This window comes from Sorangium sp. So ce117 (assembly GCF_051524395.1).
GTDB classification, from domain to species: Bacteria; Myxococcota_A; Polyangia; order Polyangiales; family Polyangiaceae; genus Sorangium; species Sorangium cellulosum_B.
Window position 1 is genome coordinate 9,246,268 of sequence record NZ_CP150309.1, and the last position, 23,608, is coordinate 9,269,875.

The following is a 23,608-nucleotide window of genomic DNA, read 5'->3' on the forward strand; positions in this document are numbered from 1 at the left end:
GGCTTGGCCTGGCGCACGAGCGACAAACGGGTTGAAACCCCGAGAAAAAACAGAGATTTCACAGGGAGGCGGGGAGGCGGGGAGCGAGAGACGGCAAGAGGGAGAGATTCATTTTTTTCTTCCTCCCCGCCTCCTCGCCTCCCTGTGAAAATTCTCCGGGTTTCAACATGATTGGTGTTCTAGCCGCTCAAGACGCGCGGCGACGCACGTGTGTATATTCGTGAGATCATGGCGAAAGTGGAGGCCGCCCGCGCCACGCGCGGCGAGACGTAGCAGCCGCGCTCAACGGCGGCGCGGGAGTCGCCTCGAACTCACGTTGAACGGTGACCGCAGCCGCACTCACCGCTGCCTTCAGGATACAACATGGCGCTGCAACACGGGCACGGCTCGGGGTCCCCATAGGCCTGTAGGGCTCCCAGCCCATGCGCAGGTGGTGAACGGCCGCAGCTTCTTCGTAGGTGGCCACTTCGATCTTCCACAACAACGTTTCTGCGTCGGGCATGGGTGTGCCATCCGCAAAGCGTGGTGGATGTTCGCCACGGACGAGCGCCACCTCACTTCGATCCGAATTTGACCATACAGTCCAGGTGCTCATGGATGGCGTGACGACGGATCGCACCGCCTCGGGAGGCATGGGCCCAACGCGGGCCCAAGGGCCAAACCCCGGGCCTGGGGAGCTCGCCGTGACCGATCCGTCGCGTCGGGCTGCGGTGGTCGCCTCGCTCGCCAGCACCCTGAGCCGCGCCGTCGCCCTCGGAGATGAGGTCTCGGGCAGCTTTTGCCGTCCGTGCGGGCGGATGTGACGCCCCTTGTCCCCGCCTCCGGATGAGCTGCCCGGCGCTGCGCCATTGCCCTGCGGCGGAGGGCGCCCCGCTCGGCCACACCGGAGCCGCCCTCAGCGTCGAAACAGGCGGAAACCATAAAATTGCTACTGTTTCCGGCCGCCGCTCGTCATCGGTCGTTTTTTCTGGCGGGAATCTCTCCTTGTCAACACCTCGGACAGCCAGAAGCTCGACGATCCAGGACTCTCCTTCGAAGCTAATCGGCGACGGATGACCCCACCGCCCAGGGCGCGATCGCGAGCTGAACATCGATGTTGTCGACCTCGCGGAGCGCCTCGCACCGTCCCGGGTGGAGACCGAGACGCTTGCACGCGGAGAGGAGCGCGACGTGAACCGCCCAGGTAACCTGCGGCGGCTCGGCGAGCAAGGGCAGGAGCGCCACGACCTCGGCGTGGGCGCCGAGCTTCGCGAGCGCGTCGACGGCGCCGTACCGGACCGGCTCGCGCTCGTCGCTGCGCGCCAGGGTGAGGAGCCGGGGGATGGCTTCCTCCTTGAGCGCATGGGCCACGTACGTGTTCAGGGTCTCGAGAGCATGCGTGCCAGTCGTCCCGAGCTCACCGAGGTGCTCCCAGGCGGGCCCCGCGAGGGCCCGGTTCGCAGAGAGCTCGCCGAGCCAGTACATCGCGCTCGTCCTGACGTGAAAGGCAGCATCGCGGGTGAGCCCGAGGAGGGCCTCCTGCTCGTCCCACGCGGCGAGGAGCGACGCGGATCGCTCGCGGATCCAGGGATCCGGATGCCCCGCCAGGAACGCCGCCGCTGCGCCGCGATCCGCCGCAACTCCCGCTGCTCGGAAGCGGTCCGCGAACCGATGCTTCCTCTCCGCCCAGCAGCCGTCGAGATCGGCATAGAGCGCGAGGAGCTCGGCCATCTCGAGATCTGCCCCCGACCCGCGATCGCCGCCGGGCGAGGAGATGGGGCCGCGCGCGGCGGGATCGTCCGCCTCCGACGCGTCCTCGTCTCCCAGGACGCCAAGGAGATGCCGGACCGGATCCATCCACGCGAGGAGAAGCCGCCGCTCGGCCGGCTCGGCGCGGTCGAGCGCCCACCGAAACCTCCCCTCGCAGATCTCGACAGCGCACGCGGCCGCTGCGGCGCGCACCCGCTCGTCAGGGTGCCCGCGGAGCGCGGCGACCGCATCGAGGCAGCGCCGGCTCGGGTAATAGTGGAGCGTCTCCAGCGCAGCGACGGCGACGTCGACCGCGGGATCCACGGCGGCGCGCAGGAGCGGCGCCTCCGCCGCGACGGGCTCCTCCCATACAAGCGCGTCGGCGGCGACCTTGCGGATACCCGCGTCGGGGTGCCCGAGGGCGGCGATCATCAGCGCCTGGAAGCGCGGCTCCGAGAAGCCGAGCGCGAGGGCCTGTATGGCTTCCTTGTGAAGCGGGTGCGCGGAATCCCGGGCGACCGGCTCGACGAGGTCCGCCTGGGCGCGCTCCATGAAGAGCAGCGCGTGACGGCGAAGCACGATGTCGCCCTCCGCCCAGGCGGCCCTGAGCCAGGCGCCGCCCGGCGGATTCCCGGCGCTCCTCAGGATCGCGCCCGCAGCCTCGCGCGCCGCCTCGGGCAACTCGCGCGCCTCCACGATGCGCATGAGCCGCGCCGCCGCGCGCGGGTCCTCGACGCGCGCCAGGGTCGTCGCGATCTCGTCCCGCTCGGCCTCGGGCAGCTCGGGCAGCACCAGCCAGCCGAGGAGCCGCTCGGTCCACGACCGGTCCTCGGCGCGCTGGATCTCGTCGTGGGGAATGGCCTGGAAGCTCTCGCGGCGATCGTTCACGGTGAGGCCCGCGATCCTATCAGCCGGCGAGGCGCTCACCGAGCGGCGGGAACGTGCGCCGGTATCGAGCGGGAAGAGGCGGGTCGAGCGGCGGATCGGCGCGGCCAGGAGAGGCCCGCCGTCGTTGCCGGAGGTCGAGGGCTGGTTGCGCTGCGCCCCAGCAGCGTTTACCGGCGGGCGCGCCGGTCAGCCGTGAACGCGGCCGGCACCTGCTCGACGGGAACGGCCGGAGGCCGCATCAGGGGAGCGGCCCCCACAGCGTGCCGCAAACACCACCCGTATAGTTGATGCGGTCCACGTATCCATACCCCGTGACTGGTGTGTCAGGACACTGGTATCGATTCGTCCCTATCGTGGTCGGGCTCTGGGACGACGGCGAGCCGGTACCCCAACCCGTCCCCACGGGCGTGCTGCACCGGACCGTCGCCGGCGAGCAGAATCCCTGGCCACTGCTCGTGACGCACTGGACCCCCGTCGCGACCTTGTCGCTGGGGCAATCGGTCGTCCAGGCGTGGTTCGTCGTGGACGATGGACCGGGCGTACAGTAGATCCGGAATTGGGAGCGAGACGAATTGCTCTCCCAGCGGGTCGCGAAGCTCCCGTTCGCGCACGTGGGCGAGACGATAGGGGTGCATCCACCGATTCCGCAGCTCCCCGACGACCACCCCGTCCAGCCCGACACCGTCGAAGCCAACGTCGCGTCACCGGTCTCCTCGGTGCTGTCCCACTCATCTCCGTCCGGCGCGTCCATCACGCAGCTCGCATTGGCGAGGGCGACGCACGCGAGGAACGCTGTTACCAATGACCGTGTTCGCATGTTCTCCATCCTTTTGCTGTTGTGGGTGTGATGCCTTCCAGCGGCTCGTCCGCTTCGAGGGATACGGCTCGTCCGCTTCGAGGAGAATGGAGGGCAATCCGACTGGGAGGTGTCGACTCGCTCGCGACGGCACGCTGCAGCGCGGTCGATCGATACCAAGCCGGATCGCGCCATGGGCCGCTGCAGCGCGAGCACTCGCTCGGTCCCTCACCTGTAGAAGTTGGATCCCCTCATGTAGATATCGAGCCGCGGTGTGTAGACGTCGAGCTGGCCCATTCGCCTGCCTCGCCCGCTCCTTCCGGCGTCGAGTCCGGCCGCGAACGCCAGCACGAGCGTCACACCAGTCACGATGAGCACGCGATCGGCTCGTCACAGACGGCGCTTCAAGTCACCTACCCCGTGACTGCATCTCGTTGGCTGGAGTCTAGTGTGCTGCATCGCAAGGCGCAAGATCTGTCCGCACCAATTCGGCGCGCCCGATGCCGGCGCGCGATGGTCTGACAGCACATCATGGAATCATCCAGCACGGGAGTGCGCGTTCATCCTTCCCCCCGGCGCAGTCTGCTCCTGTTGCAATTGGATTGCTCTGCTGTCCTCCATCGCGTCGGGCCTCGCGGCAGGCGGAGCGCAAGCGCGCGAGCATGCGGATTTCACGCCATCGGGAGCGGGGCGAGCCGCCCCCTCACTTGCCCCGCGTCTTCGCCGCCTTCTGCCGCCGCACCATCTCCGCGATCCAGATCGGCGCGAACGGCGGCGTGCAGCCCGGCGACGCCGGGTAGTCCTTGAGCACCTCGAGCCGCTCGCCGATGGCCACCGCGCGGGCGCGCAACCCGGGGTTGTGGATGCCGATCTCGGCGAGGCAGTGGTTCATCGACCACTGCTTCGGGCCCGGCGCCGTCTTCATCTCCGCCTCGATCTGGTCGAGCAGCGCGGAGAGGTCGATGCCGGCTGGGCTCTTCACGACGCGCTCCGTCGTCAGGCTCCAGCCGGCGCGCCCGACCAGCTCGCTCGCGGAGTCCTTCCAGAGGACACGCAGCTCCTCGACGTGGCGCGACGCCTTGACCACGTTGACGATGAACCAGTCGAGGAGCTTGGGATAGTCGATCTCCTGGACCATCGCGTCCAGCTCGTCCGCCGAGAAGGCCTTTGGCTTGAACACGAGCGTCGCCAGGAGGCGGGCGTCGGGGTCCCCGGTGCGCCACAGCTCGCCTGCCAGGGCGTGGTCCGTCTTCAGCTGCTTCGCGAGCGCGCGGAGCTGGGTGAGGTTCACGCCGTGGGCGTCTCCGGCGCGGGCGTTGACCTCGCGCATCTTCTCGTTGCTCAGCGCGGCGAGCTCCCGCAGGACGTCGGTGAGGTTCATGGTCTGGAGCTAACCGTATCCGCGGGCGCCGTCCAGCGGCAGCGGCGCGGCGTCGCCTCGGGTGGCGACGCGGATTGGTTGTTGAACCAGCGTCGTTGTTCCAGGAGGGCCTGGCATGCCCCCGCGGGACGACCAGAGCGTGTCTCATAGTTCTTTGGCGTGCTCGCGGTGCGGCGTGAAAGGCGCCGCGCCCCACCGCGAAGCGTGGGGCGGCTCAGGGCGCCGCGGGCGGCACGGCGAACTCCGCCGGCTGAGCGTCGGAGGTCGTGTCGAGCACGGCCGTCCCGATCGCCTGATCGATGAGAGCGCTGTCGATGTCCTTGACCCAGCTGATCGGCGGCTCGCTGGCAGCCGGGGCCGGACGCATGGCCGGCTCGGTGAAGGTCGCCGTGGGCAGCGCGAACACCGTGAACGTGTAGCTGTCGGTCTTCACCGTCGGCGGGGGATCCGTGTCGAGCAGCGGCGATCCCGGAGCGACGCCCCAGGAGGGGCACGGACCGACGTAGCCGTCGTTGAAGAGCGGGTCGCTGTACTGCTTGGCGCCGGCCACCCCCGTGATGGGGTTCCCGGAGGCAAGCTTCTTCGGCAGCGAGCGCACGCTGGCCGGGATGTTCCAGATCACCCAGTGGTACCCGCGCTCGTCCGGTGGGCTTCCGGTGACCAGCGTGACGTCCTTGAAAACGATGGCGTAACTCTGCGTGCCGTCGGGGCCGGCCGTCCAGTTCAGCTCGGGAGAGGTGTGGTCCACGGGCGGCATGGAAATCCGCGCTGATCAGCAGGAGGACGATGTCGGCTTCATCGCGCCTCGCACCGAGCTCGACCTCTCGTTCGGCGCCGGGATCGAGCCGGCGCTCACTCCATGTACGGACGACACCTCTCGATTCCAGGGCGGCGAGGTGGTTCTCGAGGCACCGCGCGAAAGCGTCGTCCGCCGGGGCAAAGGCCACGAAGAGCTGGATGGGGGGTGACGTTGCCAGCGCTCCGTCGACAAGGCCCTCCGAGTCCTCAGGTGTGACCAATGGCACCACCTCCACCGCCTTCGGCACGCCCTTATAGCCCGGCTTCGTCCCGCGGACCTCGACGCGCGTCCCGACCGAGACCCAGGCGAAGCCCCACTCACGGGGGAGAGACGTACCTCCGAACCGCACCCGCCCGCCCTCGTCGGCGTGATCGCGAGGACCTTCTTCAGGCCGGCGTTGATGAACCCTGAGCGCTCGGCGATGCCGACCCCGAGCAGGGCCACGAGCACCACGCCGAGCGGCGGGAAGCTCGTGAAGGTCTGCACCATGGTCGAGAAGAACTCGGTGATGGCCTTGCCCGAGAGCTGGCTGTGGACCACGAGCGGCTGCTTCGTGCGCGGGTCGATCTCGCTGAACTGGAGCGTGGCGAGCGCCGCGGAGAGGACCACGACGACCGCGGCCAGCAGGATGAAGAGCACGGCCGGATCAGGCAGCTTGTTGCCCGCGCGCTCCAGCGCGTCGAGGACGCGGCTCGCCCCGCGGATCTCGGCGCGGGGCAGGGGGGATTGCTCGGGTTGCTCGCTGGACATGCGCTTATCTCAAAGCGATCACCCCAGGCAGCGTGAAGCGCTGAACATGTGCTGGCGGCTTTGGGCGGACACCGGTCGTGCTCGTACAGAAGCAGCGGATCGCCACCGGCTGCTGCTGGGGCAGCAATGCGCTTCGAGCGTCGCTGTCGCATTACCGCACCGGCGCCGCTCGACGCGCGCGTGGGCCGGGGCGCCATGACATTCCGGCGGCGGGCCCCGGGGTGCGGCCGCCGGAAATCGTCGTGGATACGGCGTGGTCGGGCGGGCGCGCAGCGCGGCACGAACCGTGCTCAGCGCAGCGGGGAGAGGAGACGCAATACGCATGTCCCGCTGCCTCAGCGCCCCGCCGGCCACGGGCGTCCGCCAGCGCGCGGTGGAGTTCCTGGGCCTCTTGCTGGTCTTCGCGCTCGCCCTGTCCGGATGTGGGCGCGGCGACGAGGCGAACGCCGGCGCGTGGCTCGCCCTGGACGCGGCTATCCCGGCCGATTTTCCACGCGAGACGAAGCTCCGCATCGGCGATCCGACCGTGCAGAAGCAGCTGCAGCTGAGCGGCGAGATCGGCGCGCTGCCATTCGCCGCCGGCTGGCAGAACATCAGCGGCGGGCCTCTCACCGTCGAGGCGTTCCGCGCCGGCGCGCTGGACGGCGGCTCGGTCGGCGACACGCCCCCGATCCACGCCACCTTCACCGGGCTCGACGTGAAGATCATCGCGGTGCAGGTCCGGGAGAAGCCGCTCTCCAAGCTGGCGCTCACCAGCCGCCAGGTCGACGTCGCGCCGCTCTCAGGCACCATCCTCTTGCGCTACCTCAACGAATACCGCGACGAGGGCGCCACGTCGATCGAACACGGCGTCCGCGAGAACCTCAGCTTCTTCTACGTGTTCTACGTGCGCACCGCGGCGCTGGAGGACGCGAACAAGGCGGCGGCGCTGCGTGAGTACGTGAAGCGCCGGACCAGGGCCCAGCTGTGGGCCTACGCCAACCCGGACGTGTGGATCGACGCGTATTACGTCAAGGACCAGGGATTGACGGCCGCGGAGGGGCGCTGCCTCGTGGAGAGCGCCGGCAAGCCGCAGTACCCGGGCGACTGGACCGAGGCAATCGCGCTGACCCAGGAGACGGCCGATATGGTCGCCGAGGCCACTGGCCAGACGCGCTTCGACGCCAGGACGATCTAATTGAAACAAATCACGTCTAGAGTATCCTGCGCGTCTGCGCCTGCCGACGTTGCTCACCCGTGAGGATCGCCATGCCCGACAACTTTGTCGTCCAATCAAGCGCCCTGCCCTCTTCCACCAAGCTCGTGGCTTTTCGTGGCACCGAGGGCATCTCGAAGCTCTATCGCTTCGAGCTCTACCTGGTGACGACGAACGATGTCGGCCATGGCATCGACATGGCCGCGGCCCTGGGCAAGCCGGTGACCATCTCCCTGGAGCGGAGCGACGGCGGCGAGAGCTTCCTTCGAAGCGGCATCCTCGGCAGCATCGAGCTCATCAACGACTTTGCCGGTCGGTGCGTCTTCCGGGCCACCATGATCCCGCGCCTCGCCTTGCTCACCCTGGCGGTTCACAGCCGTGTCTTCACCGTGAAGACCATCCCGGAGATCCTCCAGGCCGTCCTTCAAAAGGGCGGCGTCACGGACTGCGCCTTGCAGCTCCAGGGCTCCTATGCCGCCGAAGAGCATGTCTGCCAGTACCGCGAGAGCGACTATGCCTTCATCGCCCGGTGGATGGAGCGAGAGGGCATCTATTATTACTTCGAGCATGGGGAGGGCGGCGAGACGCTGGTGCTGACCGATGACAAATCGGCCCATCAGCCCCATGGCGACAAGCCCATTCGTTATTACCCGCAGCCTGGCGGCGCCAACACCGCGAAGGACACCTTCCACGCCTTCACCTGCCGGCATGACGTCATGCCCAGCTCGGTCCGCCTCAAGGACTACAACTACGCCACGCCGGCCGTACCGATCGCCGGGCAGGCGTCGGTCAGCCCGAGCGGCTTTGGCGAGGTCAGCCTGTACGGCGCGCGGTTCTTCTCGTCGGGCGACGGGGCGCGGCTGGCGCGGATCAAGGCCGAGAGCCTCTCCGCGACCGGCGTCGTCTACCAGGCGACGGGCAAGGCGGCGACGGTGGTCCCTGGGTTCACCTTCGAGATCGAGGACCACCCGCGGGCCGCGTTCAACACGAAGTACCTGACCATCGAGGTCGAGCACTGGTCCAACCAGGCCCCGGACATGCCCGAGCTCCGCGACTTCACGACGTGGACCGAGAACTACCGCATGGAGGCCAAGGCCATCCCCGCGACGGCGCAGTTCCGCGCGCCGCAGGTGACCGAGTGGCCGCGCATCTACGGCACCGAGCCTGCGGTCGTCGAGGGCGGGGCGGTCAGCGACTACGCGCAGATCGACAGCCATGGCCGCTACCGGATCAAGTTCCACTTCGACGAGAGCGACCTGAGCGGGGGGAAGGCGTCGACCTGGGTCCGGATGCTCCAGCCCCATGGCGGCGGCATCGAGGGCTTCCACTTCCCGCTGCGCGCCGGCGTCGAGGTCATGTGCGCCTTCGAGGGAGGCGATCCCGACCGGCCGGCCATCGTCGGGGTCGCGCCCAACGCGCTGACGCCGAGCCCGGTCACGGCGGGGAACAACACGCGGAACGTGATCCAGACGGGCGGGCGCAACCGGCTCGAGCTCGAAGACCAGGCCGGGCAAGAGCGGATCACGCTGTCGACGCCTTATGACAACACCTACCTCCGAATGGGGGCGCCCAACGGCGGCGCCTCGTACGAGGTCAAGTCGGAAGGCCACGCTCATGTGTGGATCGGAGGCAGCTCCGAGAACATCGTGACTGGCAACCGAACGGCGATCACCGTGGGCATCTCCGAGAATATCGTGGGAGGCTTCCGTTTGAGTATCACCGGGGGATACGCCGGGAACTTCATCGCCGGATACGCGCAGAACGTGATCTTGGGCTATCGCCACACATTTGTCTGGGGCAATGAAAAGACGATCATCCGTGGGAAACGAAATACCATCATCGCGAAGGATCGGACCACAACGATCAAGGGCGACGACACGTTCATGCTCGTGGGCGATCGCAGCGCCACCATCAGGGGCAACAGCGGCTTGCGCATCCTTGGGAAGCGTAACACCCAGATCAGAGGCCGCGACGATAGCACCTTCTTCAACGGGCGAGAGACGACGGTCTTCATATCGAACAAAACGACGATCAACGGTACTAGCGAGACCGATGTCAACGGTACGCGACGTACGGATGTCAGCGGTCGCGCCACGAGCAACTTCCGCGGAGGGCGAGAAACCACTGTTCAGGGCCTGAACGTCACAGACGTCACAGGTCAGACCATCAACAAAGTCAAAGGTGGGGTCCGCTCTACAATCAAGGGGTGGAGAAAAAACACTGTCCTCGGCGCTTCCACCAGCACGGTGAGCGGTCTTTACAAGACCGACATCGGGTCACGGGTCGAGAGGATCCGCGGGACAAAAACCGAGAGAATCGATGGGCTGTGGTACAGATATGCCCCTCTCGAGATCAAGAAGGTGACGGCGGCGGAAGTCCAGGCGAGGGGCCTCAAATACAAGTGCGAGCTGTATCGGATCACGTCCCAGCTCGACCTCCACAGGGCGGACTTGCACATCCTGAAGTAATCCACCTACCGCGTGTGGAACAGGCTCGCGCTCAACGCTGAGTCGAACGACCCATCGAGCCCGCTATCCTGGAGTCTGTCGGATGAAAATCGTCAAGCCCATGCGCCTCGGGGTGGTGCCGAGGGTCTTCATGCACCAGCGCACCCCGCACCTCCTGGTCACCACCTTCGTCGGCTTCTCCTATGACCGGCCGGCCCGGCTGCTCTATGAGCCCACGGTCTGGAAGATCGCCATGGAGGAGCTCGGCGAGGACGGCCTCCTCGACGAGTTCAACCCCAAGACCCGGGGCGAGCTCCTCGTCACGGGCCGCTGCTATCCGCCGGGATGCGTCGCCCGCCCCGCGAGCTCGGTCCGCGTCCAGCTAGGAGCCATCGACAAGAGCCTCTACGTCATCGGCGACCGGACGTGGGGTCTGCTCGGCATGTCGGCTCCGGCGCCCTTCACCGAGATGCCCGTCACCTGGCGAAACGCCTTTGGCGGGGATGGCTTTGCCAGGAACCCGCTGGGCAAGGGCCACGGCGACAAAAGCGCGGCGCTCCCCAACATCGAGTCGCCCAAGCATCTCATCCACGCACGCAGCGACAGCCCGATGCCCGCCGGTCTCGACGGCTACGACGTGACGTGGCCCCAGAGGTTCTCCAAGATCGGCACCTACGATGCAGCGTGGCGCGACGAGTGCTTCCCTGGTTTTGCGCGGGATCTGGACCCAACGCTGTTCAACATGGCTCCGGACGACCAGCAGATCGACGGGGTTTTCCGGGGCGACGAGGCCTTCGTGGTCGAGAACATGCACCCCGACAAGCCTCGGATTGAAGGCGCCCTTCCCGGTATTGTTAGTCGATGCTTCGTCGTCCTCAAGGCGAGCGACGGTGTGGAGATCCACGAGCCCGCGATGAAGCTCGACACGGTGCGTCTGTTCCCGCACCGCGAGCGGGGAATCGTTTTCTTCCGCGGCGGCATCGAGATCTCCGAGGACGACGCAGACGACGTGGTGGCCGTGCTGGTCGCTTGCGAAGCCATGGGGGCTCCCAGGCCTGTCGCGTATTACCACGACTACCTGATCCCCCGGCTTGACCGCCTGAACGTCGATCTCCCGGATGACGAGGACGACGTGCTCATGCCCGAGCCCGAGGATCCGGAGGCGCCGCCGCTGCCCGATGACACGCTCTCCGGGCTTGCGTCAAGGCTCAGGCGGGAGGGGTTTCTGGGAGGTACCCCGGCTCGATCCGTCAAGCGCGCGGCTGCGGCTGCGGCCGCGGCCGGCGCCGGTGTTGTCACCACCGGTGTCCACGAAGCGGGAGCAGAGGAGGACCCCGACGTCGAAGCGACCGAGGCCGAGCTCGAGGGGGACCTCGACGTCGAGGCGATCGAGGCCGAGCTCAAGGGGGAGCCCGACGTCGAGGCGACCGAGGCCGAGCTCGCCGAGATGGGGAACGACCCCGAGCACCTCGTCGCCGCAGCCGACGAGGAAGAGGCGGAGCCAGCCACGGACTTCCCAGAGGGCACAGAGGAGGAAGAAGAAAGCTTTGCATGGTCCCAGGCGGACACGGGGGTGAGCCACGAGGCGGACCCGGAGCCAATCGCGTTCACGGCCCCGGCGACGACCCCCAGCCTGGAAGACGACCCCGAGGAGGCCGAAGCGCTTCGCGAGCAGGATGCGCTCGTGGAATGGGGCAAGAAGCAGCTGCTGGACCGTGGCATCGATCCAGAGGCGCACCTCGGCCAGGAAGAACCCTCCGACGATCTTGCTTCCCTCGCTGAATCGGAAGAATCCGACGAGGCCGTGGTCAAGTTGGTCGAGAGCAAGCTCAGCAGCGGGCTTACGGCGCACGGGGTCGACGTCGGTGCGCTGCTCGCGAAGGCGCGTCAGAATGCCGCCGAGCATCCGAGCGAGCTCAGGATGTCGGAGGTCCGCGAGCGCATGCGGCAGTCGCTGACGAGCGAGGGCTTCACGAAGGAGAAGACCGAAGAGCTGGTGTCGTCGCTGGATTGGCAAGCCTTCGAGGACGAGACCCGGGCCGCCGACGACGCGGACCTCGACGACACATACGACCTCCCCGACGAGGCGTCCGAGGTCGCCCACGCAGCGCCCGAGGAGCCGGCTGGGTATCCCCTGCCAGAGGACGAGGCCTGGGGCGGTGAGCCTGCGGAAGACGAGGACCTTGCGTTTGCGGAGGAGCTGGACGAGAAGGCGTCGCGTTTCTCCGAGTGGGGCGAAGACGGGCCGCGGCTCGCGCATCTCTTGGCGGCCTCCGCGCCCCTCGACAGCGAAGAATCCCTGCGACTTCGCCACGAGGTGGAAGCCGGTCACAAGGAGGGGCGGAGCTTCGCGGGGTGCGACCTCACGGGCGCCGACCTCTCTCACCTCGACCTCGAGGGGATCGACCTCGAGGGCGCCAACCTCGAGTCGGCCTTCCTCACCGGGAGCATCCTGCGAAAGGCGAAGCTCACAGGAGCCATCCTGGCGCACGCCAACCTGGAGGCGGCGGATCTCTCGGGGGCCAAGCTCGATGGGGCCAATTTTGGTTCGGCGTGCCTGCGGGACGTGAAGGCCGGGGGAGGCGTCGATTTCGGCGAGGCCGTGCTCGTCAAGGCTGACCTCAGGGGAGCGGATCTATCCGGCGCCAATCTATCGGGTGCCGACCTCTCCGAGGCCAATTTCTGCGACACCAACCTGGAGAACGTCGTCGCAAAAGAGGCGATGTTCCAGCAGGTGGACCTCACGGGAGCGCGCCTCGTGGGTGCGCAGCTCTCGGGGTGCACCTTCAACGAGGTGAATGTGACCGAGGTCGATTTCACCGGCGTCGACCTGAGCTCCGCCACCTTCATCGCCGCCCAGGGCGACGGCGCCGTCTTCCGAAACGTGATGGCAAAGGACCTCGCGAGCGTGAAGGGCTCGTCCTTTGCGGGCGCAAACTTCGCCGGTGCGACGCTCACCGGCGCGAACCTGATGGGGACGAGCCTTGTTGGCAGCGACTTCTCTGACGCCGACATGCGCGGCGCGCTGCTCGATGAGGCTGACTTGACGGAGGCGAGCCTGGATCGCGCGAACCTCGCCGAAGCCATGCTCACCCGCGCCAACCTCACCAGGGCGTCGCTCTACGCCGCTGACCTGAGGCAGAGCATCATGAATCATGCGTGCGTCAAGGGGGCGGACTTCGAGAAAGCCAACCTGTTCAGTGTGTGCGCCGACCGAATGGTTGGTGACGACGACACGAGCTTTGCCGGCGCCAACCTCAAGCGACTTAGGGTGATACCGGCCCAGAGGTAGCATGGATAGGGAAGCGCTGCGCAAGCTGATCGAACAAGAAGAGGTCGTTTCGGAGCTGGACTTGTCGGGCCTCGACCTGTCGGGGCTCGACCTCTCCGGCGGGATCTTTGAAGATGTCCGCTTCACCAACGCCAACCTCACCGGCGTCAAGGTGCGCGAAGCGATTTTTCACCGCTGCGACCTTGCGGGAGCAAATCTGAAAGGGCTGGATTTTCACCTTGGCACCGCTATGGACTGTAGGCTCGTGGGGGCTGTGCTCGCCGACGCCTCGCTGGTTGGAGCGAGCTTCTCGGGCGTGGACCTCGAATCGGCCGATCTGACCGGAGCTGACCTCTCGTCAGCCGCCATCGACCATGCTAAGCTCAAGAACGCCCGACTGGTCCGTGCCAACCTGACCGACGCCAGCCTGTGTCAGGCCGAGCTCGAAGGCGCGGACTTCTCCCAGGCCAACCTGACCAGGGCCGTCTTGTTCCGCCAGGACCTGTCCCAGGCCATTCTCACGGGAACCACCCTCGTGGAGGCGATCCTGATCCAGGTGCGGATGGGGCCCAAGGACTTCCGGCGGATGGACCTGAGCAGGACGCTCTTCACCGACGCCGACCTGCACGGTTGCGACTTCTCAGGGGCCACGCTGACGCAATGCAGCTTCAAGGGCGCCAACTTGACCGGGGCCCGACTGGACGGAGCCGTCGCCCAGCTGGCCGACTTTGTCGAAGCGACCCTGATGAACGCGAGCCTCACCCAGGCCGACCTGAGCCAGTCGATCTTTGTCGACGCGCGTGCTCACGCCGCGAACCTCTCGGGCGCGCGGCTCGAGATGAGCGTCTGGCACCGGGCAAGCTGCCCGGGGGCCCGCTTTTGCCACGCGAACCTGCGCCATGCAGACCTCTCCCACGCCGACGTGTCTTCTGCCGACTTCTCCGGTGCGACGCTCACGCACGCGCGGCTGCATCGTGTGACGGACAAGGGCACGATCTGGCCGCTGACTAAGGCGCTGGCGCACGGCGACGACCAGGAGCTCAAGGAAGCAGAAGACTGGCAGGCCAACGTCCTTGGGAGGCCTGCCGGCAGTCAACGCACCCCTCACTCATGAGGAAACCATGCAGAGCGCAGCAAGAGCGAGACAGTACTATCGGGAAGCCTACGGCGAACACGGAGCCGTGCTCCGCATCGATGGCTCCGCGTACATCGTCGAGACCGAGGATGGCGAGGTCCGCGCGAAGCGCGCGACGAGCTGCCTGCTGGAGCCTGCCACCGGCGACATGGTGCTCCTCACCGCCGTGAATGGCACGCATTACATCCTCGCCGTGCTCGAGCGGGAGGAAGGCGCGCCATCACACCTCGTCTCCGAAGGGGATCTCCAGATTCGTTTGCGGAGCGGCTCGCTGGGCCTCGCGGCGCCGGACGGTGTACACGTGGTATCCGGCAAAGACCTCTCGATGGCCGCATCGACCTTCCGTGTCGAGGCCAAGGAGGGGCATGTCGCGCTGGAGCTGTTCTCGTTCCTCAGCAAGATGGCGCGCGGGGAGGTCCACCGGGCCAAGCTGATCGGCCGGAGCCTCGACTCGACGCTCGAACGGCTGTCGCAGAGGGTGAAGCGCTCCTACCGCATCGTGGAAGAGGCTGACCATGTGCGCGCCGAGCGCATCGACTATGCGGCGAAGGGCAACCTCGCCATCCACAGCGAGAATGCCAAGATCACCGCGTCGCACCTCGTGAAAATCGATGGCGACCAGATCCAGGTAGGGTGACCGGACATGTTTGCCACTACATCGGGCGGTGGACTCAGCTTTGGCATGCCGGATGTCTGCCTCAATCCGCCGAACATCCCCGTCCCCTATCCAAACTTTGCAACCAATCAGGGGACGGGCCTCGCGTACAAGGTGGTCCTGGGGCGCGGCTTCGCCCATACCCTGGCAACCACCATTCCCATCTCCTCCGGCGATAACCCTGGGATTCTTGGCGGCGTGGTCTCCCGTCGCAACATGGGCCCCCGGAAGCACCTCGTCCCCGTTCGCGGGGTGCTCTGGCAGGGAAAACCGGCGGTGCGGCTCACCACTTCGGGCCTTCAGAACCAGATCAACACGAACGGGACGACCATTGTCCCGAGCCAGTTCAAGGTTCTGTTGCTCAAATGACGGCCGCTCGGTCGTCCGCGAGAGCGCCCCCAAATCCAGCGCTGTTCTGACCGCTGAGGGACACGGACGTGGCCATCGACGAACATACCCGCATCCGCCTGGCGATCATTCAAAAGAAGTTCGGCGCTCGCCTGGCCCAGCGCACGAGCGGCTCTAACCCGCCGGATCGGCGCCAGATTTTCATTGATGAATTCCGGCGGATCCTGGCCGACATCTTCGTCCCCATGTTGGAAGCCATCGGCGGCGAGCTCGCCTCGTCAGGCCACGCTCACCGGATCGAGCACGACGTGGGCGAACAGACCCCCAGCATCGAGTTTCACCTCCTGCTCCGCGGCGTGCCGGCGGAGGCGAACAACCTGATCCGCCTCTTCTACAACGCCGAGGCCGCGGGCGACGGAGAGGTGATCGCCGAGGTCAACGTTTACCAGACCTTGACCGAGCTCACGCGGTTTCGGGTGCTGTCCCGGATCACCCGGGAGGTGGCGGAGCAGATGTGCGTGGACGCCATCGAGCACGTCTTCGCCTGCAACGCTCGCTGAGGGGCTCTCACGGCGCCGCAGGCTGCGGTCGTCGTCCTGAAGGACGGCGACCTGGCGCTAGAATGATGGAGAGATCAGCGAAGACGCTGGGCTGATCCGGAACACTCTCCATAACATGCAGCATGGACATGCGCTCATGTGACGCAGAATCGAGACAGGTTCGTCGAGCGGGCGCCTCAGGACCCCGGGGCGCGGTTGCGGTTCTTCATTGTGCCGTGCGTGTCTGTGCTCCGCAGCTCGCGTTGGCGCGCCAGCTCGCGCTGGAGCGTGCTGGCGAGGTGCCGGCTGCCGGCGAGACGCCTTGCCCAGACCCGCTTCAGCCGCATCCACAGGGTACGGCGGATGCCGAGCGAATCGAGCACGGCGGCGAGCTGGCCGCGCTCGGCCGCCACGGTGAGCCGCGCATACTCGGCGAGCTCGAAGGGCCCGCGGTGCGCCTCCCATTCTTTGACATACGCGGCGTCGTAGGCGTCGTGGATCGCGTGCCCGCCGCGCCTGTCCTCGTCGTCCATCGCGGCGTTCCAGCGCTTCTCGATCTCGGCGAAGCGCGCCGCGGAGAGCCCCTGCTCGCCCAGCACGTCGGCCCGGGACACGCGCCGTTCGGAGAGCTGCGCCGCGATGGTCGCGTAGCGCTCCACGTCGCCGTCTGCCGTGTCCGCCGTGTCCTCCGTCGGGGCGGGCGGCGCCTTCGCCTGAGGGGCGCTGACGGGCGACGAGGAGGGCGCGGGCGGCGCGCTCGGCGTGGGAGGCGCGTTGACGGCGAACGGCGCGCTGTCGGCCGACATGCCCTCGGTCGACCACGGCGCGCCGGGAATGGGGGCGGGTCTTGCCTGGCGCCATTCCGCGGGGGCCCTCGGGGTCGCTGAAAACGGCAGCGCCGCGGACGCGAATGCGCGGGCGTCGTCGTCCGGGGACAATACGTGCGTGGACAACGGCGGCGCCGCGGAGATCGGCGGCACCGAGGAGGACGGCAGCCTTGCGCTCGACGGGGCGACCGGATTCGAGGAATGCTTGAAGGGCAGCGGGTGCCTCGCGCTCGCCGCCTCGTCCTCGTCCGGGTTAAGCGCCACCGTTGCCGCATGCGGAGCCTGTGCAGGCTTGAACGGGATCACCGCGCGCTCCGTTGCCGCGTGCGTCTCCTCGGGTTCCAGGAAGACTGTGTGCGCGGCGCGCGGCCGGATCTCTGGCTCCTCGGCCATGAAGACGGTGTTGGCCAGCCCGCACGACGAGACCGGCGCCGACGGCGCCTCCGCGCGCCTCACGCTCGGCGGATCGGCCCACGCGATGGGTGCGCCTCCGATCCCGACGCCCGCCACGATGCGCAGCGCCGAGAGCGCGTCCGCGTGCGGGAGCGGCAAGCTCCGCCGCCAGACGACGCTGCACCGCTGCTCGTCTCCATCGATGTGCAGGGTGTCGGCGACGAGATCGAGGTGCAGCCCCTCCGTCCCCCCGAGGCCCTCGAGGCCGTGGATCCGCGCCGCGCCGCGCGCGCCGGGCAGGCGCATGGTGATGCGCGCCAAGCTGGCGTGGAGCCCCTCGAGGGTGATCCACTCGTCGCCGCGCAGGTGATCGATCTGCTGGCTCTCGGGGGCTGCCTGGAAATAGCCCCAGTCGAAGCCCTCGGGGATCTCGGCGATCGGCGCCTCGAGCGCCTTTCGCGGCGTCGTGCCGAGCCGCCGTCTGCGCGCTGGCAGCGCGCGCGCGATCGGTCCGAGGCCCGCCGGTCGACTCGGATCTCTCGGATCGACGATGTTCGCCTCGGCGGGGTCAGGGCCCCTCCCGAACGGATTCTCCTGCCCGTCCACGCCGCTGACGGCGCGGTCGCAGGTCATGGGCATCCGCTCGAAGCCGTCGCGATCGCGGACGAGGAGCTGTCTATCAAGGAGGACACGGCTGCAGTCGGCGACCGTGAGCCGCACGGACGTCGATTGCACCCTTGTCCCCTGCGGTGCGTACGCGTGCCCCGTGAACATCACATCGGCGCGGCCGAGATAGGGGGCGAGGTCGCTCGTGAAGCGGATGCCCCGGATCGGGTTATTGCGGTGGTGTACCTCGGCGCGAAGGATTGGCTGCGGCTCGACGAGCGGCATCTCCGTGTCCGGAGCGAAGGCGAAGGTCGCCTTGACGATCGTGGTGAGGTGGAGCTGTCCCTGGGCCGTACGCCATGCAATGGCGGTCGCGGTCGTTCCGGGGAGCGCCGTCAGGACGTCGCTGGGGACGGGGGACGCAGGCATTCCAGCGCGATTTGTTGTCATGAGGACTTCGGCGGCACGATGAGATCGATCCATTCAGCGGCGCTTTCGTGATTCACGGCCACCGGGGTCGGAGCCCCCCGCGGAGCGCCGTCCGCCATCGCCCGCGGCCCGCTGACCGCCCAGCTCGCAGCTCGCCCTGAGCATGCGCCGTTCCAGTCCGGTCACTCGAAAAATTCTTGTAGGGCCGCACAGCTCGGGGCATGGCCCCACCCCGCCGTGGCGACGGGGTCGCGCGGTCCGTCGCGCCGAGCGCCCGTGGAGCAAGGGGTTGCTCTCAACGATGCACAGCGAGGAGGCGGAAGCGTGATGTGCCGCCGCGCCTGCTCCCCAGGCAGCAACGTTGCTGATTCAGTGTTGCCCACGAAGCAGTCCCCGGGGGGCAGGGGCGCTCGCATCGCGGCGCCGGCACATCGCCGCGAGCAGCGACACCACAACCTATCATTCCCACTGAAAGCCCGGGCCAGATCGAGGAACCAACCGACTTCCTCGGCAGAGTGGCGTACGATACTCCAGCACTCGCGCTGCGCGGGGGCAGTGGGGTCAGCATGCATTCAAACCACGATCGCCAGCGGCCAGCGCTCCGCCAGGTCAGCGGCTTCCTCATCGGCGGAATCGTCCTTCTCGGCTGCGGAAGCACGGTCCACGAAGAGGACACCCGGCCTTCTTCCGGAGGCACGGGTCACGCGGAAGGCACCGGAGCGACAGGCGGCGGAACATCGAGCGCAGGAACGGGCGCGGGCGGCGGCCTTGGGAGCGACGCCGGGAACACGACCGCCGCCGCGGGCAACTCGGGCGGCAGCGGCGGGGCGTCGGGCGGAGCAACCGGCGAAGGCGGAGGGACCTCAGGCGGAGCAACGGGCGAAGGCGGAGTGGGGTCGGGCGGAGCAGCGGGCGAAGGCGGAACGCCCGGCGACGGAGGAGCAGGTGGCGCGCCGGACGACAGACCCAAGATCTGTCCTGATGGTTCGTTCGATCATGACGGCGACCCCAGCAACACCTGCAAGGCGTGGTCGCGATGCCCCCCGGGTCAGTACATCGCGAAGGAAGGCACCGACACCAGCGACCGCCAGTGCGTGATCTGCGGCGATGGTACCTTTTCGAAGATGCAGAACGTGCGCGCGTGCACGCCCTTCACGGATTGCGCGCCGGTTTCGAGTTCATGGCCACAGGGCGGTGTGGCGACCCCCGGAACAGCAACCGCCGATGCCGTGTGCGCCGACCCTTACTACAGATTCGGTTCAGAGGGCTTTTACGTGGCCTTTGCCGTGGCGGTCGACGGCGGCGGCAACATTTACGTCGCGGGAAACGCCTTCGGCGCGCTCGCGGACGGCGGTGAATCGGACGCCTTCGTCCGCAAGCTCGATGCGCATGGATCCGTTGTGTGGACTCAGAAGTTCGGGACATCGAGCGACGAGCATGCCAAGGGCGTGGCGGTCGACGGCAGCGGCAACGTCTACGTGGCTGGAACCACGGGCGGCGCGCTCGAAGGTGCCAGGGGAGGCTTCGGCGACGCGTTCGTGCGGAAGCTCGACTCGAGCGGCGCGACGCTGTGGACACGGCAGCTTGCCACGTGGCGTTCGGAGTCGGCGAACGCCTTGGCTGTCGATGGCCAGGGAAATGCTTATGTTGCCGGAGCCAGCTACGGCGGCGACCAGAGCACGGGGGAGGCGTTCGTGACCAAGATCGACGCGAACGGCGCGCCAGCGTGGACTCAGCTGTTTGGTGGGCCAGACGAGGACGAAGCCATGGCCGTGGCGGTCGACGGCAGCGGCAACGCCTACGTCGGCGGATACACCTCCGGTGGCGTCGTCGCAGACTCGGACCGAGGACAGCGGGACGCCTTCGTCCGCAAGCTCGACTCGAGCGGCGCGACGTCATGGACTCGGCAGTTCGGCTCGACGGAGAACGACTTCGTCTTCGCAGCGCGCGTGGACGGCAGCGGGAACCTCTATGTTGCGGGGAGCACCGCCGGCGAGGTCGGCGGCCCGAGCGAGGGATCCCCGGAAGCCTTCGTGCGCAAGTTCGACGCAGGCGGCGCGACGTCATGGACTCACCACGCCGGCAATGCGTCCTACGACTACGGCTTTGCCCTGGCCATCGACGGCAAGAACGACGTCTACCTCGTGGGATCCACGAGCAGCGGCGAAGAGGACGTCTACGTGCGCAAGCTCGACGCGAGCGGCGCAGCGCAATGGACCAAGGAGATCGGGACGCCGCGCAGCGACACGGCGCTCGCCGCGGCCGCAGACGCCGACGGCGATCTGTACGTCGCCGGGTACACCGGCGAGTTCTTTACCACGTCGGACCCATTCGTCCTGCACGTGCCCGCCGAATGACCCTGGGCCATCCGCCCGACGGGCCGCCGGGAATACGCGGAGCGTCTCTGGCGGCGCAACTCTCCCAGCCCGTGGCGCCTGAATTTCCGGCGACGGCTCATTCTCAATCGGCTTTTCTCGCAGGATTTCTCACCCGCGGCGCTGGGCCGAAAGCAGCGTGCGCATTGCCGGCGTGATGACGTCCGCGATCGCGCGGCGCCACGTGGAGGCCAGGGCGGCGCCTTCGAGCCGCCCGTGCGCGGCCAGGGCGCCGGCTGGGGCGGCCTGTGCCGGGGCGGCCGGCGGGGGCGGCATCGAACGCCGCCGCGACCGCCCGGCGCGCCGCATCGCCGCCCGCCTGGAGCGCCCACGCCACGAAGCGCCACGCGAGCTCGGCGTGCCTGGCCTCGTCCTCGGCGATCGTGGCAAGGACGCCCCGGACCGCGGCGTCGCTCGCATGCGCGAGCTGCTCGCTCGCCAGCACGGCGGCGAGGGTCTCGCCGACGCAGCCTTCACGGACGGCGCGCGCCGCCATCTCGGGGAGATCCGAGCTGACCTCGACGAGGCCTCCCGCCGCGCTGCCCGCGCGGTGCGGGCGCGCTCGCCCACGACGAATGGGCGGCCCACGGAGGCGCATTCCGCGGTGTAGTCGTAGCAGCACTGACCATCTCGAAGGACGCCCTCGCCGATCTCGTAGACTCCGCAGCCGCTGCCTGGGAAACGGTGTTTACTATCGTAAGGGTTGACAGGAGGGCACGGGCTCGCGGGCGCGCCGCCCTGGCCCCCCACGCCGCCAGCTCCCCCTGCACCGCCCTGCCCGCTGACCTCCTCCCGCGGGATGCAGTGGGTGCCTTCGACGGTGTCGTAGTAGACACCACCCGAGCTCGCCGACACGGGGCCACCGTCGATGCCGCCGCCTTGCCCGGCCATCTCACCATGCGATCCCGAGCTCTCGTCGTCCTCTCCACGCGATCCCGAGCTCGCGTCGCCCGAGGTGCGGCCGCCGCTTCCCGCGGTGAGGCCTCCGCCACCTTCGCCCGACGTGCGGTCCCGGACGACATCGCCGCTGCACGCGGCGCCTCCAGCCACCATGCCGAGCGTCGCCGAGGTGAGTATCGCGCGGGTCAGCCGTTGAGCGAGCGCGATTTGAAATTGAGCCGAAGAAAAGGATGTCGTTGTCATGGGGCTGCCTGTCAGCAGCAAGCATGCCAGACACGAGATCTTGGGGAATTCAGCGCTTCTGTGCCAGAACAGCCGGCACATCCTGACACAGAGATGGGTGCGCGTCGGTGTCGAGCGTCAACAGCGGCGTTGACCTCCCCGCGGCTCAGGGCGAGCAGGTCCCGGTACCGTTGTTCTCCTCGATCGTGCTCTCGGGCAGCCAGTAGAGGCCATCCATGAATGCCTCGACTTCGCAGCTCGGCAAGCTGTCGTTGTGCGCGATCCGCATCCAAGCAGCGATCGTTCGAGCTCCCAGGCCGCGAAGCGTCGCGAGCGACCGGTTCCCCTCGACGAAGAGCCAGGAGAGCTCGGCCAGGTCTTCGAGCCCGGTCAGCGCAGGCAATGCGTCATTGTCCTGGATGGTGAGCTGGCGCACGTGGACCAGGCCACGCAGAGCGTCGATGTCCACGAGCGCATCGTTGTCCTCGAGCGTCACGCTGTCGGTCACGCCGTTGCCCTCGCTGAGCGAACCGAGCCCGTCGAGGGTGGTGAGCGCAGGATTACCGATGATTCCGATCCCGTATATGTTGCGGAGGCCGCTCAGGGGTCGGAGATCCGTGAGCCGAGGATTGTGGCTGATCGACAGCTGATCGAGCTCCGAGAGCTGCTCGACTCCCGTGAGGCTCATGAGTCCGGCGTTATCGCTTACGCCGAGAGCCGCCAGCTGGGTGACGCCGGCGAGATCGGACAGATCCGACAGGGAGTCACAGCCGGAGACGGAGAACATCTGCAGGTGCGTTACACCGCCGAGATCGATGCGCGTGAGCTTGGGGTTGCCCGAGAAGTAAAGCGCCGGCATGAGGTCCTCGCCCGAGGGAACATGCGCGAGAGCGCCGGCGCTCACGAGCTCGGGATTCCAAGTGACAGTGAGATGCTGGATACTGCGGAGCGATAGCATGCCGTCGAGGCTGACCATCAAGGGATTGCCGCTGACCTCGAGAGAGTTGACGGTCTCGAGCGCCGCGAGCCCGGTCAGGTCCACGAGACGCTCGTTCAACCCGATCTCGATGAACCCCGCTTGGACGAGGCCGTCGAGGCCGCGCAACGAGCTCAGCTGCCGATTCTCCCACAAAAAGAGGTGCTCGACGCTCGTGAGCCGCTCGATACCTTCCAGGCTGGCGAGCCCGTCGCTCTCGGAGATGGCGAGCTCATCGAGCTCCTCGACGGCTCCGAGGCCCTCGAGGCTGGTCAGCGCGTCGCTGTCGATGACGGTGAGGCTCCCTCGGCGGAGGTTCCCCAGCCCGTCCAGCGTCGCGAGCCGGTCGTTGCCCTCGATCCAGAGCTCCCCCTCCTCCATGGTTTCGAGGCCTGACAAGGACTCGAGCGAATCGTTGTCGATCACGCGCAGCTCCCCTACGTTCACCCCGACGCCGGCGATGCTCTCGAGGAGCGGGTTTTCACGGATGTCGATGGTTCCCGTGACCTGTCGCAGGCTCGAAAGTCCGCTGATGCTGAGCAGCGATAGGTTCCGCATCACCTCCAGCCGCATCCCGATGGAGGAAAGGGCGTCGAGACCGTCCAGGGTAGACAGCTGCATTGTGTCGTTGATATCGAGGCGGCCCGTGATGGTCGTCAGGCACGCGAGCGGGGACAGATCGGAGACTTCCCCGCCGATGGTGAGCCTGCCATTGAGCACGGAAACACCGCGCAGCTTCTCGAGATCCTCCTGGCGATTGGCATTCAAGACGCCGCCGAGTGAACGGCCCGGCTCGCACCCCTGCGCAGCGCCCCCCGCTCCCCCGTCCCCACCCGCGCCTGCGCCCCCGTCCCCGCCTGCGCCTGCGTCCGGCTCGCTTGGCCCACCTCCGGAGGATTGACCGCCTGAACTGGCGCTCGCGACGACCGCCGGGTCGCCCGAGCCGGA

General features: G+C 67.7%; 17 protein-coding genes and 1 pseudogene. 11 read left to right on the forward strand and 7 right to left on the reverse strand.

All coding sequences use genetic code 11. The features are described 5' to 3' along the window. Window positions 1-1,038: 1,038 nt before the first annotated feature. A complete protein-coding gene (locus WMF46_RS34595; RefSeq protein WP_437981099.1) occupies window positions 1,039-2,616 on the reverse strand; it encodes a hypothetical protein in 1,578 nt (525 codons plus the stop codon). A 311-nt stretch (window positions 2,617-2,927) separates the two neighbouring features. Here WMF46_RS34595 and WMF46_RS34600 point away from each other — a divergent pair, with 311 nt between their 5' ends. Continuing rightward, window positions 2,928-3,164 (forward strand): hypothetical protein, encoded by a 237-nt coding sequence (locus tag WMF46_RS34600; RefSeq protein WP_437981100.1) that lies wholly within the window; start codon window positions 2,928-2,930, stop codon window positions 3,162-3,164. Window positions 3,165-3,640: 476 nt separating this feature from the next. Here the strand turns inward: WMF46_RS34600 and WMF46_RS34605 are convergent, their stop codons facing one another. From WMF46_RS34605 to WMF46_RS34615, 3 genes are all read right to left on the reverse strand, one after another. Continuing rightward, window positions 3,641-3,790 carry a hypothetical protein gene (locus tag WMF46_RS34605; protein ID WP_437981101.1) on the reverse strand — a complete coding sequence of 50 codons (150 nt, stop codon included), beginning with the start codon at window positions 3,788-3,790 and terminating at the stop codon, window positions 3,641-3,643. A 325-nt stretch (window positions 3,791-4,115) separates the two neighbouring features. After that, window positions 4,116-4,793, reverse strand: coding sequence for a DNA alkylation repair protein (locus WMF46_RS34610; protein WP_437981102.1), 678 nt, complete (start codon window positions 4,791-4,793; stop codon window positions 4,116-4,118). Between the two features lie 214 nt (window positions 4,794-5,007). Beyond that, entirely contained in the window at window positions 5,008-5,550 is a 543-nt protein-coding gene (locus WMF46_RS34615) for a hypothetical protein (RefSeq protein WP_437981103.1), read from the reverse strand. On the opposite strand from WMF46_RS34615, the gene WMF46_RS34620 reads away from it, so the two are divergent. Beyond that, entirely contained in the window at window positions 5,549-5,761 is a 213-nt protein-coding gene (locus WMF46_RS34620) for a hypothetical protein (protein ID WP_437988037.1), read from the forward strand. The genes WMF46_RS34615 and WMF46_RS34620 overlap by 2 nt on opposite strands. 251 nt (window positions 5,762-6,012) lie before the next feature. On the opposite strand, the pseudogene WMF46_RS34625 reads toward WMF46_RS34620, so the two are convergent. Continuing rightward, a pseudogene (locus tag WMF46_RS34625) lies at window positions 6,013-6,342 on the reverse strand (AbgT family transporter); the annotation flags it as partial. Window positions 6,343-6,664: 322 nt separating this feature from the next. Here WMF46_RS34625 and WMF46_RS34630 point away from each other — a divergent pair. The 7 genes from WMF46_RS34630 (at window position 6,665) to WMF46_RS34660 (ending at window position 15,953) form a co-directional block, all read left to right on the forward strand. Beyond that, the gene (locus WMF46_RS34630; RefSeq protein WP_437981104.1) at window positions 6,665-7,519 is read left to right on the forward strand and encodes an ABC transporter substrate-binding protein; all 855 of its coding nucleotides are present in this window, start codon (window positions 6,665-6,667) and stop codon (window positions 7,517-7,519) included. 71 nt (window positions 7,520-7,590) lie between these two features. Further along, a complete protein-coding gene (locus tag WMF46_RS34635; protein WP_437981105.1) occupies window positions 7,591-10,005 on the forward strand; it encodes a type VI secretion system Vgr family protein in 2,415 nt (804 codons plus the stop codon). Between the two features lie 82 nt (window positions 10,006-10,087). After that, window positions 10,088-13,276: a DUF2169 family type VI secretion system accessory protein gene (locus tag WMF46_RS34640; RefSeq protein ID WP_437981106.1), complete on the forward strand. Its 3,189-nt coding sequence runs from the start codon at window positions 10,088-10,090 to the stop codon at window positions 13,274-13,276. Between the two features lies 1 nt (window position 13,277). After that, the gene (locus WMF46_RS34645) at window positions 13,278-14,369 is read left to right on the forward strand and encodes a pentapeptide repeat-containing protein (protein WP_437981107.1); all 1,092 of its coding nucleotides are present in this window, start codon (window positions 13,278-13,280) and stop codon (window positions 14,367-14,369) included. Then, a complete protein-coding gene (locus WMF46_RS34650) occupies window positions 14,329-15,027 on the forward strand; it encodes a DUF3540 domain-containing protein (protein WP_437981108.1) in 699 nt (232 codons plus the stop codon). The genes WMF46_RS34645 and WMF46_RS34650 overlap by 41 nt, the downstream gene beginning before the upstream one ends. A 6-nt stretch (window positions 15,028-15,033) precedes the next feature. Next, window positions 15,034-15,414, forward strand: coding sequence for a DUF4150 domain-containing protein (locus WMF46_RS34655; protein ID WP_437981109.1), 381 nt, complete (start codon window positions 15,034-15,036; stop codon window positions 15,412-15,414). Window positions 15,415-15,482: 68 nt separating this feature from the next. Next, window positions 15,483-15,953, forward strand: coding sequence for a hypothetical protein (locus WMF46_RS34660; protein ID WP_437981110.1), 471 nt, complete (start codon window positions 15,483-15,485; stop codon window positions 15,951-15,953). Window positions 15,954-16,129: 176 nt separating this feature from the next. On the opposite strand, the gene WMF46_RS34665 is transcribed toward WMF46_RS34660, so the two are convergent. Beyond that, a complete protein-coding gene (locus WMF46_RS34665) occupies window positions 16,130-18,187 on the reverse strand; it encodes a DUF2169 domain-containing protein (protein WP_437981111.1) in 2,058 nt (685 codons plus the stop codon). Window positions 18,188-19,461: 1,274 nt separating this feature from the next. Here WMF46_RS34665 and WMF46_RS34670 point away from each other — a divergent pair. Together WMF46_RS34670 and WMF46_RS34675 are read left to right on the forward strand one after the other, a co-directional pair. After that, window positions 19,462-20,544, forward strand: coding sequence for an SBBP repeat-containing protein (locus WMF46_RS34670; protein WP_437981112.1), 1,083 nt, complete (start codon window positions 19,462-19,464; stop codon window positions 20,542-20,544). Window positions 20,545-20,719: 175 nt separating this feature from the next. After that, window positions 20,720-21,172, forward strand: coding sequence for a hypothetical protein (locus WMF46_RS34675; RefSeq protein ID WP_437981113.1), 453 nt, complete (start codon window positions 20,720-20,722; stop codon window positions 21,170-21,172). 678 nt (window positions 21,173-21,850) lie between these two features. Here WMF46_RS34675 and WMF46_RS34680 read toward each other — a convergent pair. Next, window positions 21,851-23,428 (reverse strand): leucine-rich repeat domain-containing protein, encoded by a 1,578-nt coding sequence (locus WMF46_RS34680; RefSeq protein ID WP_437981114.1) that lies wholly within the window; start codon window positions 23,426-23,428, stop codon window positions 21,851-21,853. Between the last annotated feature and the right edge of the window lie 180 nt (window positions 23,429-23,608).

What these genes read in the sequence shown, in the direction of transcription:
- WMF46_RS34610 (WP_437981102.1), bottom strand. Translation starts at nt 4,793, where the DNA reads ATGAACCTCACCGACGTCCTGCGGGAGCTCGCCGCGCTGAGCAACGAG.
- WMF46_RS34620 (WP_437988037.1), top strand. Translation starts at nt 5,549, where the DNA reads ATGGAAATCCGCGCTGATCAGCAGGAGGACGATGTCGGCTTCATCGCG.
- WMF46_RS34615 (WP_437981103.1), bottom strand. Translation starts at nt 5,550, where the DNA reads ATGCCGCCCGTGGACCACACCTCTCCCGAGCTGAACTGGACGGCCGGC.
- WMF46_RS34630 (WP_437981104.1), top strand. Translation starts at nt 6,665, where the DNA reads ATGTCCCGCTGCCTCAGCGCCCCGCCGGCCACGGGCGTCCGCCAGCGC.
- WMF46_RS34635 (WP_437981105.1), top strand. Translation starts at nt 7,591, where the DNA reads ATGCCCGACAACTTTGTCGTCCAATCAAGCGCCCTGCCCTCTTCCACC.
- WMF46_RS34640 (WP_437981106.1), top strand. Translation starts at nt 10,088, where the DNA reads ATGAAAATCGTCAAGCCCATGCGCCTCGGGGTGGTGCCGAGGGTCTTC.
- WMF46_RS34645 (WP_437981107.1), top strand. Translation starts at nt 13,278, where the DNA reads ATGGATAGGGAAGCGCTGCGCAAGCTGATCGAACAAGAAGAGGTCGTT.
- WMF46_RS34655 (WP_437981109.1), top strand. Translation starts at nt 15,034, where the DNA reads ATGTTTGCCACTACATCGGGCGGTGGACTCAGCTTTGGCATGCCGGAT.
- WMF46_RS34665 (WP_437981111.1), bottom strand. Translation starts at nt 18,187, where the DNA reads ATGCCTGCGTCCCCCGTCCCCAGCGACGTCCTGACGGCGCTCCCCGGA.
- WMF46_RS34675 (WP_437981113.1), top strand. Translation starts at nt 20,720, where the DNA reads ATGACGTCCGCGATCGCGCGGCGCCACGTGGAGGCCAGGGCGGCGCCT.